The sequence below is a fragment of the Candidatus Binatia bacterium genome (genome assembly GCA_036504975.1).
Lineage (GTDB): Bacteria > Desulfobacterota > Binatia > UBA9968 > UBA9968 > JAJPJQ01.
In genome coordinates this window covers 1-15,937 of the sequence record DASXUF010000182.1, presented here as the reverse complement: position 1 = coordinate 15,937, position 15,937 = coordinate 1, and the positions used below count along the sequence as shown (strand labels likewise).

Genomic DNA, 15,937 nt, shown 5'->3' with positions numbered 1-15,937 from the left:
TTCGGGGCGCGGTCGAGCAGAGGTCCTCGCTAGGGGACGAATCCGAGCGATTCGTAGAGACGCAAATATTCTTGAACGACGGCTTTCAGGGGATAGCGTTCGGACAAGACTTGGAAGCCCCTGGCGCCCATTTCCTCGGCTTGAGTTTTATTTTTGGAAATTTTCATCAGGCAGTCACAAAAGATATCTTGCCGGTCCGCCGGATAAAGATAGCCGGTATCGCCATGCATGACGAGGTCCCTCAGTCCTCCGACGTCGGAGGCAATCACGGGTTTCGCCAGCGCCATGGCCTCCATCGCAGCTTGCGGAAAACCCTCGAACGACGACGTGAGGAGAAGACAACGGGTGTGCCGGAGGACGCCCAGAGTTTGCGGGTGGGACAGCGCGCCCAACGCGATGACTCTATCCTCGATTCCCAGGGAACGGACGAGCTTCTTGATCTTGTCCAGCTCTTCGCCGTCTCCGACGAGATAGAGGACCTGCTCGCAGCCCCGTTTCAGGCACTGATGAAAGGCCTCGATCAAGAACGCGAGTCTTTTTTGCGCGGTAAATCTTCCGCAGAAAATGAAGTTGTCGTCACGGATGCCCGCCGGCGGGTGTCGCAGCGCGCATTCCCGGAGTTGCGTCACGTCGACGCCGTTGGGGATATAAACGGCGTCTGAAAAACCGTAGTCCGCATTCAACTTCTCGCAGAGGTCGTTGGAAACCGTCGTGACGCGGTCGGCCGACTTGAGGGCGATCCTGATTTTGAGCCGCGATAGTCCGGGATAGCGCGCGATCAAATCTTCACCGGCGCGAAAGGTAACGGCCAGACGATAGCAAAAAAAGTATTTGTAGACGGCGAGCAGCGCGATGTCCCAGGAAACATAGTGGAGGTGAATGACGTGAATCTTGTTGCGGCGCAAAAAGAAGCCCAGCTGAACGGCGGCTTTCAGATATTTCAAGAATTTGACGGCAAAGACGACGGGTCGATGCAAGAAGTCCCAGGGGTTGCAGAAGCTGTTTTGATAGACTTTGACGCCGGAGTTCAAGGGCTCGAAAAAATGACCCGCGGCGTGGTGGATGTCGGAGTCGTGGGTGAAGAGAAACGTCTCTATCCCGAGCTCGGCAAAGCGGTTCAATAGTTGATGCACCGCGCTCTCGGCGCCGCCGTAGTGCCGGGCGTAGTTGGTATTCCAGATGGCCAGTCTCATGTCGGCGCCAGAGGGTTAGAGCCGAGGCGGCGGGTGACCGCATCGTACACGCCTAAATAGCGGCGCAGGACGGATTCCAACTCGAAGTTATCGTTCACGATCATGGGTCCTCCGGCCCCGGCTTTCATCGCCAGGGCTCGATCCGCGGCCATTTTCAAGATTAGCTCGCAAAACATATCTTGCCTATCCGGCGGATACAAATACCCGCCTTCGCCGTGAGCGAGCAGATCCTTCAATCCTCCCACTTCGGGTGCGATCACCGGCTTCCCCAGGGCCAGCGCTTCCAGGACCACCAACGGACAGCCTTCGCTGAGCGAGCTCAGCAACAGACACCTGCTGCGATCGATCAAGCCGACGGTCTCGCGGTGAGTCAAGGCTCCGAGGGCGATGACGCGATTCGATATGCCGAGAGCGCGAATCGCCGCCCGGACCTCGCCGGTTTCCTCGCCGCCGCCGGCAATGTAAAGATCCTTGGCGCAACCTCGCTGGAGACATTGATGAAAGGCATCGATCAAAAAGCGGACACGCTTGACGGCGACGAGCCTGCCGCAATAGACAAACTGATCTTCCCTGATCTCCGGCAAAGACGGCCCGGCGTAGGCTCGTATTCGACGGCTGTCGATGCCGTTAGGGACGTAGAGGGCTTGCGAAAAAAAAAAGCTGGTCTCAAGTTTGCGGCAGAGGTCTTGAGAAACCGCGGTCACGGCATCCGCGCATTTAAGAGCTATTCTGACCTTGAGCCGGGCGGCTGCGCTCGTCAGCGCCGTTTCGAGATCGGTGCCCGTGAAGGTCACGACGAGGCGATATTTGAAGAAATACTTGTATAACGCCAGCAGCAAAACGTCGAAACCGACGAAGTGCAGATGAACGAGATCGAGCCTGCTGCGCCGAAAAAACCGCCACAGCTGGGCCGCTGCTTTGAGATATTGAGCCAGCCTAAGAGGAAAAATCAACGGCGCCTTGAGCGAATCGAAGGGGTTCGAAAAGTCGTTCTGGTAAATCCTCACTTTCGGATGCAGCGGCTCATAGTGAGGATTGTCTCTTTGGCCCGGACCCGACCTGCCGGCGATCAGGAAAAGATCGGTGCCGCGGTCGGCAAATCCGTTCAAGAGGTCGTTGACGAACTTTTCGGCCCCGCCGAATCCTCGAAAGTAATTCGTGCACCATAAAGCGAGTCGCATAGGCAGCCCGAGTAAAGTTATCACGTGTGAGATTTTCTTTCCACGCCCGAGCCGGGTCGTTGCCGCGCCGAAGAAAAGTTTTCGCATCCGTTCTGTGCTACTATTTTGCCCACTACCTGAGGAGGTTTCCTCATGACCGCCGATTCGAACGCGTTCGCCGTTATGCCCGCCGGCCTGAAGACGACGGCCGCAGCCGCCGAGTTCGTCGAGAACGTGAGCTTCGATTCAATTCCCGCCGAGGCGGTGCGCATCGGCACGCGTTGTTTGCTCGACGGTCTCGGCCTCTGCGTCGCCGGATCGGAGGAGCATTCGGTTAGAATTCTCATGGATGAAGCGGAAAAGATGGGCGGGAGGCCGGAGGCGCTTCTGCTCGGCCGCGGCGAAAAAAAAGTTCCGGCGCCGATGGCGGCGCGCGTCCTCGGCACCGCCGGTCATGCGCACGACTGGGACGACAGCCAGGTAAGCTTTGATCCCGCCCACGTCTATGGACTCTTGACCCATCCGACGATTCCGCCGCTATCCGCCGCGCTCGTGATGGCGCAGAAGCTCGGCGGCATAGACGGCAAAACTTTTATGCTCGCTTTTCTCACCGGCTTCGAAGTCGAATGTAAAATCTCCGAATGGATGTTGCCGCAGCATTATCTGAGAGGCATGCACTCCAGCGCGACGGTCGGCACCTTCGGCGCATACGCGGCGGCGGCGAAACTGCTGGTGTTGAAAGGAGACAAACTGCTGAGCGGCTTCGGCATCGCGGCGAGCTTCGCCGCCGGCATTCGCTGCAACTTCGGCACGATGGTGAAGCCGCTGCATGTCGGCCGCGCGGCCGAGAACGGCGTCACCGCCGCAGTTCTCGCAGCGAGAGGGTTCACGGCGGACCCGGAAGCATTAGACGGTCCGTGGGGTTTTTTCGCCGTCCACGGCGGCGGCGTCAGTGCCGACAAAATTTTCCAGGGCTTCGGAAAAACCTGGAGCATCGTCGAGCCCGGAGTCTCGATCAAGCCCTATCCTTGCGGCGTACTGACGCATCCGACGATCGATCTGATGCTGAAGCTCGTGACAGAGTACGACGTCAAACCGGACGACATCGAAGCGGTCAAGGTTTACGCCGGAACAAATATTTTAAAACCGATCCGTTATCCCGTCGCGGCGAATCACCTCCAGGCGAAATTTTCTCTGCCCGCGGCGCTCACGATGATCGCGCTTGCACGCAAGGCCGGGAAACGCGAGTTCTCGGATGAGTTCGTTGCTTCCGCTCCCACGAAAGCCATGCAACGGCGCATATCGACCGAGCTCGACCCCGAGATCGAAAAGATGGGCTTCGACAAGATGCGCTCGCGGATAGTGATTCGACTGAAAAACGGCCGTACCGTCGAGGGCTGGGCCGACGAGCGCTACCGCGGCGGACCGGAAAACCCGCTGAGCGACGCCGATCTGGAAGCCAAGGCGCGCTCCTGCTGTGAAGGCGTCTTGGATGACAAACAACAGTCGGCTATGATCGACACCGCCTGGTCGGTCGCTAGGCTGACAAATGCCGGCCAACTGATGGATGTTTTAAACTGCCTGCCAGGACGAATGATCGAGAGTATGGCGTAACAACTGCCGAAATTAAAATTCAAAACAGCCCCGAACTCGAAAGAGCCCGGCTCTCGTCGTTCTGGGTCTTGGCTGCGGGCTTCATTTGTTGTAAGAACCAGACACGATCCGCCCACTAGCCGTGAAAATCCAAACTCTCGCCCTCTTTGCCGTCGTCATCTTGTCGGTGTTGCCCGTGCGCGAAGCATGGACGCAGGACAAAACAGCGGCGGACGCCATTCGGGTCAGAGCGTCCATGCCGGGTGTCGCCGTCTCTTTCTCACCGGTGGAGTTGGGGGTTCGCAAGGGAATCTACCGCGAGGAAGGGATCGATCTCGAATTGATCGTTATCCGCTCTAACGTTGCCCTGGCCGCCTTGATGGCGGACGAGGTCGATTACATTATCGGCTTTGGCGGGCCGACGCGCGCCGCGGCCAGGGGCGTGCCCATCAAACTCGTAATGGGGATCGATACTCGTTCGCTTTGGTATCTCATCGTTCGACCGGAGATCAAGGCCGCGACCGATCTCAAAGGAAAACGGATCGGCGTCGATTCGATCAAGGGCACCGCCCAGAATGCCGCCGCCACGGCGCTGGAGCAAAAAGGAGTTGCGGTTAAAGACATCGCCTGGCTTCTGGTCGGTTCTTCACCCGCGCGGCTTCAGGCTATGGAGAGCCGCTCCGTCGATGCCGCCGTCGTCGCCTTCCCGGTCAATATGGCCGGGAGAAAGATGGGCTTTCGCGAGCTGATCGATCTGGGCGAGGCGGCGAGCGCGCCCACCGTCGGATTGGCGGTAACGGAAAAAAAACTCGCTCAGAAGCCGCCGGAGGTCCGCAAGATGATCCGAGCGACCATCCGCAGCGTGCGCTATTTCCTGAGCCATAAGAAGGAGGCGGCGGAATTCATCTCTCGGCGTTTTAACTTCACGCTCGAGGAGGCCGCCGACGTTCACGCGCAGCAGGCGGCCGTCCTTACGCCGGATGGCGCCATGAGCGAGAAAGGCGTTTCTCTTCTTTTGCAATTTGCCCGGGAGGCGGGCGAGAAAATCGCCGATGTCCCGCCCTCGAAGATCATAGACACGAGGCTCCTTCAGGAGATACAGAAAGAACTGGGAAAGTTTAAGGACTAGGTTTCTTGAGCAGAGCATGCTGAGCAAAGAGCAGAATGATCTGTTGACTCGGATCGGGCCCGGCACGGCCGGCGGAGCGCTGCTCAGGCGCTACTGGCAGCCGGCCGCGCTTTCCGTCGAGCTGCTTCCCGGAGGTTCGCCTCTGCCGCTCAGGTTCCTGGGCGAGGATCTCGTTATCTTTCGGGATGATCAGGGAAGGCCGGGACTTCTGGCGCTTCACTGCAGTCATCGCGGGGCGGATCTCAGCTACGGTCGCGTCGAAGACGGCGGGTTACGCTGCCTTTATCACGGCTGGCTCTACGACATACATGGCCGCTGTCTCGAACAGCCCGGCGAACCCAGCGGCGGCGCGCAGCGGGATCAAATTCGCCACCCCGCTTACCCGTGCGTCGAGCGCGCCGGAGTGGTGTTCACTTACATGGGACCGGGCGAACCGCCGCTCTTTCCCAACTACGAATTTTTCAACGTGCCGGACGCTCATCGCTGGATTCACAAGTACTACCATGAGTGCAGCTACCTTCAGGGCAACGAGGGTAACCTCGATCCGGTGCATCCTTTCTTTCTCCACCGCTTTCTTCCCGGCAGCCGCTTAAAGCAGAGCCGCGTTCCGATCGATCAGGAGCGGGTGAGTCCCGCTTTTGACACCCGCGCACAGCCGCCGCGGGTCGAAGCGGATGAGACCGAGTTTGGTATTTGCATCTATGCCTTTTACCGCGTAGACGCCGAGCGCACGGCAGTACGGTCTTCGAATTTCGTTCTGCCGAATCTCTGCGCGGTCGGCGGCGGCCCGGTCCCGCCAGGCGACGGTTACTTGATGAACTGGCACGTGCCGATCGACGACACGCATCACTGGAGATTCTCGATGGCCTTCAAGCGCTCGGGGCCGATCGATAAGGCGCACACGCGGGAGCGAGCCTCGGTGACGACGCCTGACTTCCGCTTCATTCGCAATCGCCAGAACCGATATCTCCAGGACCGCGAGGAGCAGCGCACGGATACTTTTTCGGGCATGGGGCCGATTTTCGTGGTTCATGACTCGTGCGCTTCCGAGAGCACGGGGGAGATTCAGGACCGAACTCAGGAGCATCTCGTCGCGTCCGATCGGGGCGTCGCCAGGGCGCGCCGCATGCTTTTGCGCGCAGTCCAAAAGGTCCAGGAGGGCGAGGATCCTCCACACGTGATCCGCGAAGCGGAGCGGAACCGATTTCCCGGACTGAACGTGACCGAAGAGACAATCCCTGCCGACATGAGCATCGACGACTACTTGAGACAGCGAAAAGCGGCGCTGGAGCCTGCTCCCGCGAGCGCCTTTAAATGAGACTCCGAATCGGAGTCGTGGGCGCGGGAAGGCGGGGCCGGGCTCATGTCGCCACGATCGTCGAGCTGCCCGAGTTTTTTGAGCTCGCCGGTATCTGCGATGTGAACGCGACGAGCGCACGGGCCTTGGCGCAGCGCCTGGGTTGCGATGCATACTCGGACGTAGATGAGCTCTTGAGCCGGAAGTCGCTCGACGCCGTCGTCATCGCCACGCCGCCGCAGAGCCATCATCTCGTTGCCAAGGCGGCCGCCGACTACCGCGTTCACATGCTGATCGAAACTCCGCTGGCGCCGACGCGCGCCATGATGGATTTCATCGCCGAGGCGGCGGCGAAAGCCGGGGTGCAAGTCGAGGTCGGCGAAAACTACGGCCGCCGGCCGGCTGAACGGCTGAATCGGATGACGCTGGAGGCGGGCTTGATCGGAGAGGTCGTCCATCTTTCGGCTTACAACGCCCCGGCCAACCATGAGAGCTGCTACCACATCATGAGCCTGTTTCAGCTCTACGCCGGCGCCGACGTCGAGGAGATATCGGCGTCGGCGACGCGCTGCGAGGGCGCGGCGGAAGAGACGTGGGTGAACGCGCTCCTGAGTTTCGCCAACGGCGTCACGGCCTCATGCGAATATGTCACGACGTGGACCAAGCCGCACCGCTGGGGGCGACCACGCGTCACCGCCGTCGAAGGAACCCATGGGTACATCGTCGGCGAAGACGGCGGGGTGAGCCGGCTGCACCAGGTCGAGAACGGGACGGCGGCGGATTATCCGATGAAGATAGTGGCGCGCCGAGAGGGGGAGCGCGATATTCCGGAGCGATTTTTTTATGAAACCCAGCCGCCGGTCGAATTTCAAAACCCCTTCGCCGACCGGGTCATGACGGACGTGGAGAAAGACGGCATCGCCGACGGGCTCGCGCGCGCGGCGGAGCTCACGGGCCTTTATCGTGCGGTGACCGAAAGCGTCGAGCCGGAGTTCGGGATTACGCGCGCGCGCCGCTCACAGGAGCTGGGCATCGCCGTCATCGAAGCCGCGCGGCTCGGGCGGCCGCTGAAAGCGAAACTGGGTGAGGAAACTCCCTGGGAGCGTAAGCAGCACAAGCTTCTTCGATGGCCGTGAGAGGGTGGTTGTCAAGTCCTCCGGCTGGAAGCCGGGCGCGTGAAGCGACCGGGCGCGCGAAGCCGCTAGCCTCGATTGCACTGCCGTTCTGACACGAGATCTCACCCGCCTCCGCGAGGACGCGCAGGAAAATTTCGCTTCTGAACCTTTCGTTTTCGATCAAGCCGTTCTTCGTCCAGAAATAAAGCCGCTGCGTCTCGGCGATATATTTGAGCAGCTCGAAGCCGATCTGCAATCTTTTGTCGGTCCATGATCGACTCATTAAATCTGTGAGTGGGGCTGCCGAACAAAGCGGCAGGCCTTTGAGGAAATTGATGATGCGCGTCGTGATGAACAGAGTGTAGATGTCCTTACGGTCGAACCCGTCGGTTTCAACCGCCATCGCCGTGAGCCGCGAGCGTAAGTAGTCGTCTTCGGTAAAGTCGATGTTTCGTGCGATCGGCGCATTCGGCGTCTGGTAATACGGCGACGCCCCCAGTAAGACCGGCAGCCGCGCATTGAACGCCAAAGTCTGGATCATGCTAGCCAGGCTCTCATTCGGGAGACCGAGGATTTGATACGAGACGATTTTGAAGCCGAGTTGAAAGGCTTTCTCGACGACTTTCAGATAGGCGCTGAGCGTGTGCGGCCGCTTGGTCGTCTCTCGAACAGTCTTATCCGAGCTGACGAGCGCCAGATTCAAGTGCGAAAATCCGGCCTCTGCCATCAGCTCGAGCGCTTCTTCGTCCAGGCTCAGATAGCTGATGCCGTTCATCGCGACCAACTGGAGCGCTCCCTTGGGAAAGCGCGCGATCAACTGTCGGCACAGTTCCTTGAACGTGCTTTTGTAGTAGGTCAGGTTATCGTCTTCGAAGTCGATCACGCGGTAACCTTGGCGGTAGCGGAGCTCGATTTCTTCCAGCACGTTTTCCAAAGAGCGGAGGCGGTACTTTTCACCGAACGTCGTGTGGACGGAGCAGAACGAGCACTTGTGCGGGCAGCTCCGCGACGTGATCATGAACGTCATCGGTTTGCCGGCGAGGTTGTAGCTCGACGGAGCAAAGTCGCTGAGATCGGGAAACGGCAACTCGTCCGGAGGAAAGTTGTCGCCGATGGGATTGAAACGGAGCTGCCCATCCTTTTTGTAAGCCAGGTTCGGCACCGCTTCGATCGGTATTTCACCCTGAACAAAAGCCAGAAAATCCACGAACGCCTTCTCCCCTTCGCCGCGGATCACATAATCCACATACGGCGATGAGAGGAGCGCCTCCGGCGCCGCCGACGCGTGCGAGCCGCCCATCACCACCGGGACGTTAAGCCTTTTCTTAACCCGTCGACCGACTTCCAACGCCTCTCGATAATACGGAGTGAACAGGCACGAGATTCCCACAACGTCCGGTTTCATCGCGGCCAGTTCCGCCTCGATCTCGTCGTAAGATCGGCCGAAGTGATAGTACTGATGGAAGGTGGAAAAAGGCGATTGGTCCGCGACGAGATAGTATTCGGATAAATAGCCGAGCGGTTTCGGAATCGGCACCGTCCTGCGTCCGCATCCTCGGTGGTAATCCTTGATGATGACTTCGACATGGGGCCGATGTTTCTTGACGGCGGCCTTTATATAACAGAGGCCGATCGGCTGCAGCCGCACGTCGGTATCATAGAAGTCCTGTACCGGCGGCTGAACGAGAACGACTTTCATCGGTAAGAAAGTTATATCCGATCTTCCGTCCGGAAGAAAAGATGCTTGGCCATCCGTTTGCCGTTGGTTGACACTCCTTATTTCCTGCGGTAAGGCACGGCCAGGGAACCAGCCCAGATTATTCATCCCACGGGTAGTCCTATGAACAAAGTGCCAATTTTCCCGGTTCCTCAGGGGCGAGGCTTCCAGCCGCAGGCAATAGGTCAGTGCCTCGTGGACTCTGTCGAGACATTTGCACTGCAACAAACAATCGAAATACCATGCTCCGGGCTGCCAAGCGCCGCACAAGCCATTGAACCTCCGCGTCCCTGTGCCTGCGGTTTTCATCCTCGCCCCCTGCGGAACCGTTCCCGCGTGGAAGCCGGAAGCCCGAGAGCGCGAGCTTTTTCTTTTCTCTATTGCCCTCGCCCGGAGCGGCTCGCGCTTGAGGGCTGATCGTGTGAATAATCCGGGCCAGGAAGATAAGCAAGACGCGCCGGAGGTGTGAGATATGCGGACTATCGATGCCGATGCGCATGTAGTCGAGTCGGAACATACGTGGGATTTCATGGAGCGGTCCGACCAGAAGTATCGGCCTCTCATCGTACGGCCGTACGGCGAGAACGGGGGCGAATACTGGTTCGTCGATGGAAAAATACGCGGCCTGGTCCGAATCGTCATGACCGCGCAGGAGCTGGCGGAAGTTTCCGAGCGGACCGGCCGCGCGATGCACACGCCGCGCGAAACGCGCGAGATGGAAAACGTACAGGCGCGTTTGAATCACATGGACGAGCTGGGGATCGACACCCAGGTGCTGTATCCGACTATTTTCATCGAGCAAGTGACCGAGAAGCCGCAGTGGGAAATCGCTATCTGCAGAGGCTACAACCGCTGGCTCGCCGACATTCACCGGCAGGGAAAGGGGCGGCTCCGGTGGATCTGCGTGCTGCCGCTGCTCGATATGAGCGCATCATTGGAGGAGCTAAAATTTTGCAAACAGCAAGGCGCCGTCGGCGTGTTCATGCGCGGCATCGAAGGCAACCGGCTCATCACCGATCCGTACTTCTATCCGCTTTACGAGGAGGTAAGCCGGCTCGACATGGCGATCGGAGTGCACGTTGGCAACGGCAACCCGGAAAACGTAGACCTCGTGTCACAGTACAACGGAGGCGGCAGCTTCTGGAAGTTTCGCTTGCCCGTGATCGGCGCATTCCAATCCGTGATCATGGGCGAGTTGCCGATGATGTTTCCCAAGCTTCGGTTTCACTGGGCCGAGGCCGCGGCGCAATGGATTCCCTACGTTGTGAAAGATTTGCAGCGCCGCTGGGGCGCGCAGCAAAAGACATTGCCGGACAACCCGATGAAGGAGTACCGGCAATACGTTTCCTGCCAAACGGACGATGACGTGGATTACATCATGAGGTACGCCGGCGAAGACAACCTGGTTATCGGCACCGATTACGGGCACAACGATCAATCGACCGAGATCGAAGCGCTGCGCAACCTCAAACAGAAGGGCGGCATCACCGGGCAACAGTACGAAAAAATTACCTACCACAACCCGAAGAGCCTGTTTGCCCTGACATGAAGTTTAAAATTCGTACGTCACCTTGGTAAAAAAGCTGTAGGCCATTCGGCCCGATTGCGGTCCGGGTTCGCAGTTTGGGGTCGTGCTTTCTATTCTATTCAATCCTTGCTTGTTCTTCTGTGTCCATCCCTTCTTGAGTCTAGCGTGATTAAACTCTGAGCCAGTTGGAACTCGGGCTCCAGCTTGTCGTATTCTTTTGGGACTTTTGGGTTCTTTAGAAGTCTCTCCTTGTGTTGACGGAAATTCATGATTTGAACGTAGTCTTTCATTCGTGCTTCGGGTATTTGAAGCTCGCGCAGCGGAGTCTGCTGGGGTTTCTTTTGAATCCGTGGGAAAGGATCAATTTCCGGCCGGCAACCGGGAAAAAGAACAACCGGTATATGTCGCTGAAGGAAAAAGCCGGGCGTCCGCGCGTAGTTCAGAAATCGTACGTCACTTTGACGAAAAGCTGTAGGCGAATCAACGCTCAGTATTCCACTTCGCGCGAGATGATAAGATGTTTCCGTTTATTTTGATTTTGCCCTTGAAGCTTCCGATTAACTTTGCGGTGTCGGTGTGAATCGGAAAGAGTTTCGCAACCGGCTTTCCGTGCTTTGTGATAATAATACCCTCAAGGCCTATTTGGTCCAGGAGAGTCAGGCAGTGCTCTTTGAATTGGGTAGCTGAAATCGTCTTCATGAAAAAGAACTATATAATAGTTGTTGACTCAGAAAAAGTGGACATTTTATGAACTTGTGGTTGCCCCCAAACAGACTTTCGCCTTATCATGCGGTGTCGGCCATGAGCTGGGATGTCAAAACTCGTACGTCACTTTGGTGAAAAAGCTGTAGGCCATCTTTCCCGACCGCGGCCCGTATGCGCTGCCCGCCCGAAACGCGGCGCCGACGAGCTCGATTTCAAGTTTGTTCCATTGTTTAACCAGGGAATAGAGCATCCACTCGTGACCGATGTTCTTGTCGATGCCGTTCGGCTCGGCTTTGACGCGCGCCTCGCGCAAGAAGGGGACGGCGTAAAGTTGGCGAAAGTGGCGGTAAGAAAACTCGACGTAGCTTTTGGCAAAGACGGGGAACCGCACGGCGGCGACCGGAATGCTCAGGTTGGAAAGTTCAGGCCTGACTAGCTCGCCGTAGGTGCGAAACTCTTCGTCATTGCTCTGGAGGCCGGTCTGGCGGAAGGCCCGATCGTCGCCGCTTTGGGGATTTTTATCGCCGGACCCAACGGCATATCCCAGAGTGAACAAAGGCCGGCCGGGAAGCTCGGTGTCCCAGCGCCCGCCCACGTCGATGGCCCAACCGCGCACTCGGTGATCCCTCCGGAAAGTGACCAGTTTTTTGTCGCCGCGCGCGTCGCTAAGTTCTAAAAGCTTTTCCTTTCCCAACACCATCGCGACGTCCGCCCAATAAGAAAGCTCGCCGTGTTCTGCTAAAGGTTCACTGCCTATAGCGCGAAGCCCTCCCCACCAGAGCCTGGCGTCGCTCGGATCCTCCCGATTGCGCTGAATCCGGTCTCCACGGGACTCGGTCGCCGAGGTGTCGTTTTGGTGCAGAAAAAATAGACTGAGCCCGTGGTTTTTGAAATAAAGCCAGTCGGCGCGCGCGAGCACGCGGATCACGCCTTCGTCTTCGGGGTCGATAAATTTTTCCGACAACGATTTCCGCGGGAGCTCCCTGCCCGCGCCGAGTTCGAAAAACCATGATTCGTTCCGGTAGCGCAGCGCGACGGCATCGAGGTCGTCGTCCCACCACCAGCGGCGCGGCTCTTCGAAGTTTTGCCGGCCGACCTTCAGCCTTAGGTCGCGCCCGAACAACTGGTCGAAGCGCACCCAGGTCTCGCCGCGCTCCGGCTCGCCGACCGATTTTCGACGGCCGCCGCCGGTATAGAGTTGGTGCTCGCCGAGTATCTTCCCTTCGATAAAAAATGTAATCCAGTCGTGGTACCGGTAAGACGCGCGCAGTTGGAACTCCTGGTCCAAACGGAAGAGATCGTCTCTGTGTCGCTTGTCCAGAGCGAAGTTTCTCCGATAGTCCAGCTTGACTTCGTACTCGCCGTCGATTCTCCAGTCGGATATCCTATCGTCCTCCGGCTGCTGTGCTCCGGCGTTGCTTGCAGCGAGCGCCAGACAAAAGAGCAAGATCGAACTGATGGTACGAACGGCCATCGGCACAGGCTACCTTACCCTCAGCCGATAGTCGTTGACAAACCAAGCCATTTTTAGCAGGCAGCGGCAGTGCAGTAGAGACTTGGGATCTTTTGTCCCCGCTGCGTACTGCTTACTGCTGACTCCTTCATGGCGTTATCGCTATCAGCTCCGACTTTTCACCGGTGGTCAGATCAATCGTCAACACCAGGCCGACCCCCAAGCAATAGAACTTGTGCTCCTGGAGATCGGGTTCCATGGGCGTAGTCTCCAGGGTCTTTAGGCAGTTGTTGAACGAGCCAAAAGGAACCGTGACGGATTCGTTCAAGCCGATCACTTCCGCGAGGTCCTCGGCGTTGCCGAGAGAAAACTCCTGGCGGTAGAAATCGCCGATCGCCGGTTGGGCTTTCATGATGATTCCCGGCTTGGCGCCGTCGACGCCGGCCGTCCATGAGCCCTCCAGGCTTATCACCAGGCCGCCTTCGAGTTCCTTCGTGTTTTCTCCGAAATACCAGACATTGCCGGCCTGATCCTGGCAGAACCAATCGAGCGTGTCTTCGATCAACTCGCCGTCGAGTTTGGCGATATCGTGCACTTCGACGCAGGTGACGCCGAGAATCACTTTTGTGTTGTTGGTCACCGAAAACTCGGTGTGCTCGAGGCCGGCTGCAGTCTGACCCTCGTAAATGAAGGTCGTGCCGGGAACCAGGGGGAAAAGAGTATGGTTGACCGCAGAGACGAAGTTCGCCGGATCGATCACCGGGTCGTAGCGCGCCCCGCCGAGCCGATTGCAGACCGCGTTCCGCGCGTCTTTCTGCTCGTGACAGGTCTGCCGCGCGTCTTTATGATCCGGCTGCACTTGCTGGCGGCAGGCCGCGCGCTCCGCGGCGTCGGAGATGTTGCTGCACTTCGCTGAAGCGAGCCAGGAGTCGCCGTGCGCTTCTGCCAGACAGGACTGCAACATCCTCTCCGAGGTGAGCCGACAAAAATTAGTCGCTCCCGCGGCGGCCGTAATGGCGACTGCGTTGAAAACGAGAACCGCGCCGGCCGCGAATATGACGTCAACTAGAGTGGTTTTCATAATGCACCTCCTTTTGAAAGCGACCTTAGCAAGGGAGGCTAAGGGTAATATGATGGGAAAATTACAAATCCGTAAGGTTAGGTGGCGGAAGAGAAAGCTACGAAGCGATGTGTATGGCCGGCAAAATAACGGTAAAGGTAGTTCCCGCGTTCGGCGCGCTGATGACGGAGATCTGGCCGCGATGGGCGTGAACGATCGCCTGCACGAGACTCAATCCCAGGCCGGTGCCCGGCCGCGATCGGCTGCGATCGCCCCGGTAGAAGCGCTTAAAAATATTTGGCAGCTCGTCCTGCGATATGCCGATCCCCGTGTCTTTCACCGCGATGACGCCGCGCTTCTCATCGCCGCTGACCGACACGGTCACCGTCCCCGGGCGCGGCGTATAGTTCAACGCGTTGTCGATCAGATTGGCCAGCATGCGCTGCAAGCCCTGCAATACGCCGCGAACTTTGAGATCAGCGCCGATCTCGACGACCAAATCCACTCCCTTGTCCTCGGCCACGGGTTGAAACAGCTCGCAGGCATCGCGCACCACGCCGGTGATGTTAACTTCTTCCAGCGGCAATTTTTCCGCCGCCGCTTCGGTCTGAGAAATGTAGAGCATCGTGTTGATCATCTCGAGGAGCCGGTCGCAGTCCTCGACCGTGCTGGCGGCGGCGGCTTCGTACTCGCCGATCGTCTTGCCCGTGGTCAATGCCATCTCGGCCATGCCGCGGATCCTGGTGATCGGACTCCGGAGATCGTGGGCGATATTCTCGGTCATCTCTTTCATCTCGGTCACCAGCGTCCGAATGCGGTCGAGCATATCGTTGAAGGTCGTCGCCAGCGTCGCGATTTCGTCCGCCTGGCCTTTGACCGGCACCCGTTGCTCGAGGTCGCTTGCCGAAATCGCTCGCGCCGTGCGCGTGACTTCTTCGACGTGCGTCAGCGCGCGCCTGGCCATGAACCATCCGAGCAGGGCGGCCAAGACCATGACTGCGGCCACGGTGACGCCGAAGATTTTTCGAAATTCCGCCAGAAATTCGTCGTTGTCCTCCAGATACATTCCTATTTGCAGGATCGTGCCCGGTCCGATCGGCCCGTACACGATCCGGGCCTGATGACGCCGCCCTTCGATAGCCAGGGTTTCGAGCACCGGCTTCGCGCCTTGGGCGATCCGCTGCAAAGCATCCCGGTTCACTTCCAATCGGCCCCAGGAAAATAGATTGGACGAAGCCGTTTCCTTGCCGTCGGGCGTCAGCAGACGGAAGAAGACTTTCTTTTCGCCGTCCTCCTTGGCGTCGAGAACCATCGTCCGCTTGACCTCTTCAACGCCTTTTTCGGCGAGCAGAGCGGAATATTCTTTGACGTTGTCGAGCAGGTCCTCGTCCGTGCGCGCGCTGATAATGGCCGCGATCTCGAGGTAGAAGAAAAAGAAGGCTAAGAGCGAAGAAACGGTGAATATCCCCGCGTACCAAACGGTAAGACGGAAGGCCAGGGTGCGGCGGAACCTAAGGAGCTTGTCCAATAACATAACCCACGCCCCGGATGGTATGGATGAGCTTCGCGGCGCCGTAACCTTTGTCGATTTTGTCCCTGAGCCTGCACACGCAGGCTTCCACCACGTTGGTCTGCGGGTCGAAGTTGTAGTCCCAAACGTGTTCCATGATCATGGTTTTGGAGACAACCCTGCCCGCGTTGCGCATAAGATACTCCAACAGCGAAAATTCGCGCGGCTGAAGATCGATCTTAGTCTCGCCCCGCGACACCCGACGAGTTAGAAGATCGATAGATAGGTCCCCAACACTAAGACTCGTGGGCTCGGACACGCCGCTCGCCCGGCGCAGCAATGCCTGCACGCGGGCCAAAAGCTCGGAGAAGGCAAAGGGCTTCGTGAGGTAGTCGTCGCTGCCCGTTTCCAGACCCTTGACGCGATCGCCGGTGGAGCCCCGGGCGCTCAAAATGATCACGGGGAGCTGGTTTTTTT

Annotated in this window: 13 protein-coding genes; 5 read left to right on the top strand and 8 right to left on the bottom strand. The window is 58.4% G+C overall.

Going from position 1 to position 15,937, the window contains the following annotated elements; all coding sequences use genetic code 11:
• Nucleotides 1-29 precede the first annotated feature (29 nt).
• Together VGL70_22395 and VGL70_22390 are read right to left on the bottom strand one after the other, a co-directional pair.
• Nucleotides 30-1,193: a glycosyltransferase family 4 protein gene (locus VGL70_22395; protein ID HEY3306280.1), complete on the bottom strand. Its 1,164-nt coding sequence runs from the start codon at nt 1,191-1,193 to the stop codon at nt 30-32.
• Complete coding sequence (locus tag VGL70_22390) at nt 1,190-2,374, bottom strand: glycosyltransferase family 4 protein (protein HEY3306279.1); 1,185 nt, start codon at nt 2,372-2,374, stop codon at nt 1,190-1,192. The genes VGL70_22395 and VGL70_22390 overlap by 4 nt, the downstream gene beginning before the upstream one ends.
• Nucleotides 2,375-2,506: 132 nt before the next feature.
• Between VGL70_22390 and VGL70_22385 the strand changes: the two genes are divergently transcribed.
• From VGL70_22385 to VGL70_22370, 4 genes are all read left to right on the top strand, one after another.
• Nucleotides 2,507-3,967 carry an MmgE/PrpD family protein gene (locus VGL70_22385; protein HEY3306278.1) on the top strand — a complete coding sequence of 487 codons (1,461 nt, stop codon included), beginning with the start codon at nt 2,507-2,509 and terminating at the stop codon, nt 3,965-3,967.
• A gap of 121 nt (nt 3,968-4,088) precedes the next feature.
• Nucleotides 4,089-5,075: an ABC transporter substrate-binding protein gene (locus VGL70_22380; GenBank protein HEY3306277.1), complete on the top strand. Its 987-nt coding sequence runs from the start codon at nt 4,089-4,091 to the stop codon at nt 5,073-5,075.
• Between the two features lie 16 nt (nt 5,076-5,091).
• A complete protein-coding gene (locus VGL70_22375) occupies nt 5,092-6,393 on the top strand; it encodes a Rieske 2Fe-2S domain-containing protein (GenBank protein HEY3306276.1) in 1,302 nt (433 codons plus the stop codon).
• A complete protein-coding gene (locus VGL70_22370) occupies nt 6,390-7,508 on the top strand; it encodes a Gfo/Idh/MocA family oxidoreductase (GenBank protein HEY3306275.1) in 1,119 nt (372 codons plus the stop codon). Before VGL70_22375 ends, VGL70_22370 begins: the two co-directional genes overlap by 4 nt.
• Here VGL70_22370 and VGL70_22365 read toward each other — a convergent pair.
• Complete coding sequence (locus VGL70_22365) at nt 7,411-9,186, bottom strand: radical SAM protein (protein HEY3306274.1); 1,776 nt, start codon at nt 9,184-9,186, stop codon at nt 7,411-7,413. The two genes, VGL70_22370 and VGL70_22365, sit on opposite strands and share 98 nt — an antisense overlap.
• A 490-nt stretch (nt 9,187-9,676) precedes the next feature.
• Between VGL70_22365 and VGL70_22360 the strand changes: the two genes are divergently transcribed.
• Complete coding sequence (locus VGL70_22360) at nt 9,677-10,753, top strand: amidohydrolase family protein (GenBank protein HEY3306273.1); 1,077 nt, start codon at nt 9,677-9,679, stop codon at nt 10,751-10,753.
• 459 nt (nt 10,754-11,212) lie between these two features.
• On the opposite strand, the gene VGL70_22355 is transcribed toward VGL70_22360, so the two are convergent.
• From VGL70_22355 to VGL70_22335, 5 genes are all read right to left on the bottom strand, one after another.
• Nucleotides 11,213-11,431, bottom strand: coding sequence for a type II toxin-antitoxin system Phd/YefM family antitoxin (locus VGL70_22355; GenBank protein ID HEY3306272.1), 219 nt, complete (start codon nt 11,429-11,431; stop codon nt 11,213-11,215).
• 115 nt (nt 11,432-11,546) lie between these two features.
• Complete coding sequence (locus tag VGL70_22350) at nt 11,547-12,911, bottom strand: alginate export family protein (GenBank protein HEY3306271.1); 1,365 nt, start codon at nt 12,909-12,911, stop codon at nt 11,547-11,549.
• A gap of 127 nt (nt 12,912-13,038) precedes the next feature.
• Entirely contained in the window at nt 13,039-13,971 is a 933-nt protein-coding gene (locus tag VGL70_22345; protein HEY3306270.1) for a hypothetical protein, read from the bottom strand.
• Nucleotides 13,972-14,068: 97 nt separating this feature from the next.
• Nucleotides 14,069-15,484 carry a HAMP domain-containing sensor histidine kinase gene (locus VGL70_22340; protein HEY3306269.1) on the bottom strand — a complete coding sequence of 472 codons (1,416 nt, stop codon included), beginning with the start codon at nt 15,482-15,484 and terminating at the stop codon, nt 14,069-14,071.
• Nucleotides 15,462-15,937 (bottom strand): response regulator transcription factor (locus tag VGL70_22335; GenBank protein HEY3306268.1); only part of this gene is annotated, 476 nt, incomplete at its 5' end. The genes VGL70_22340 and VGL70_22335, both read right to left, overlap by 23 nt.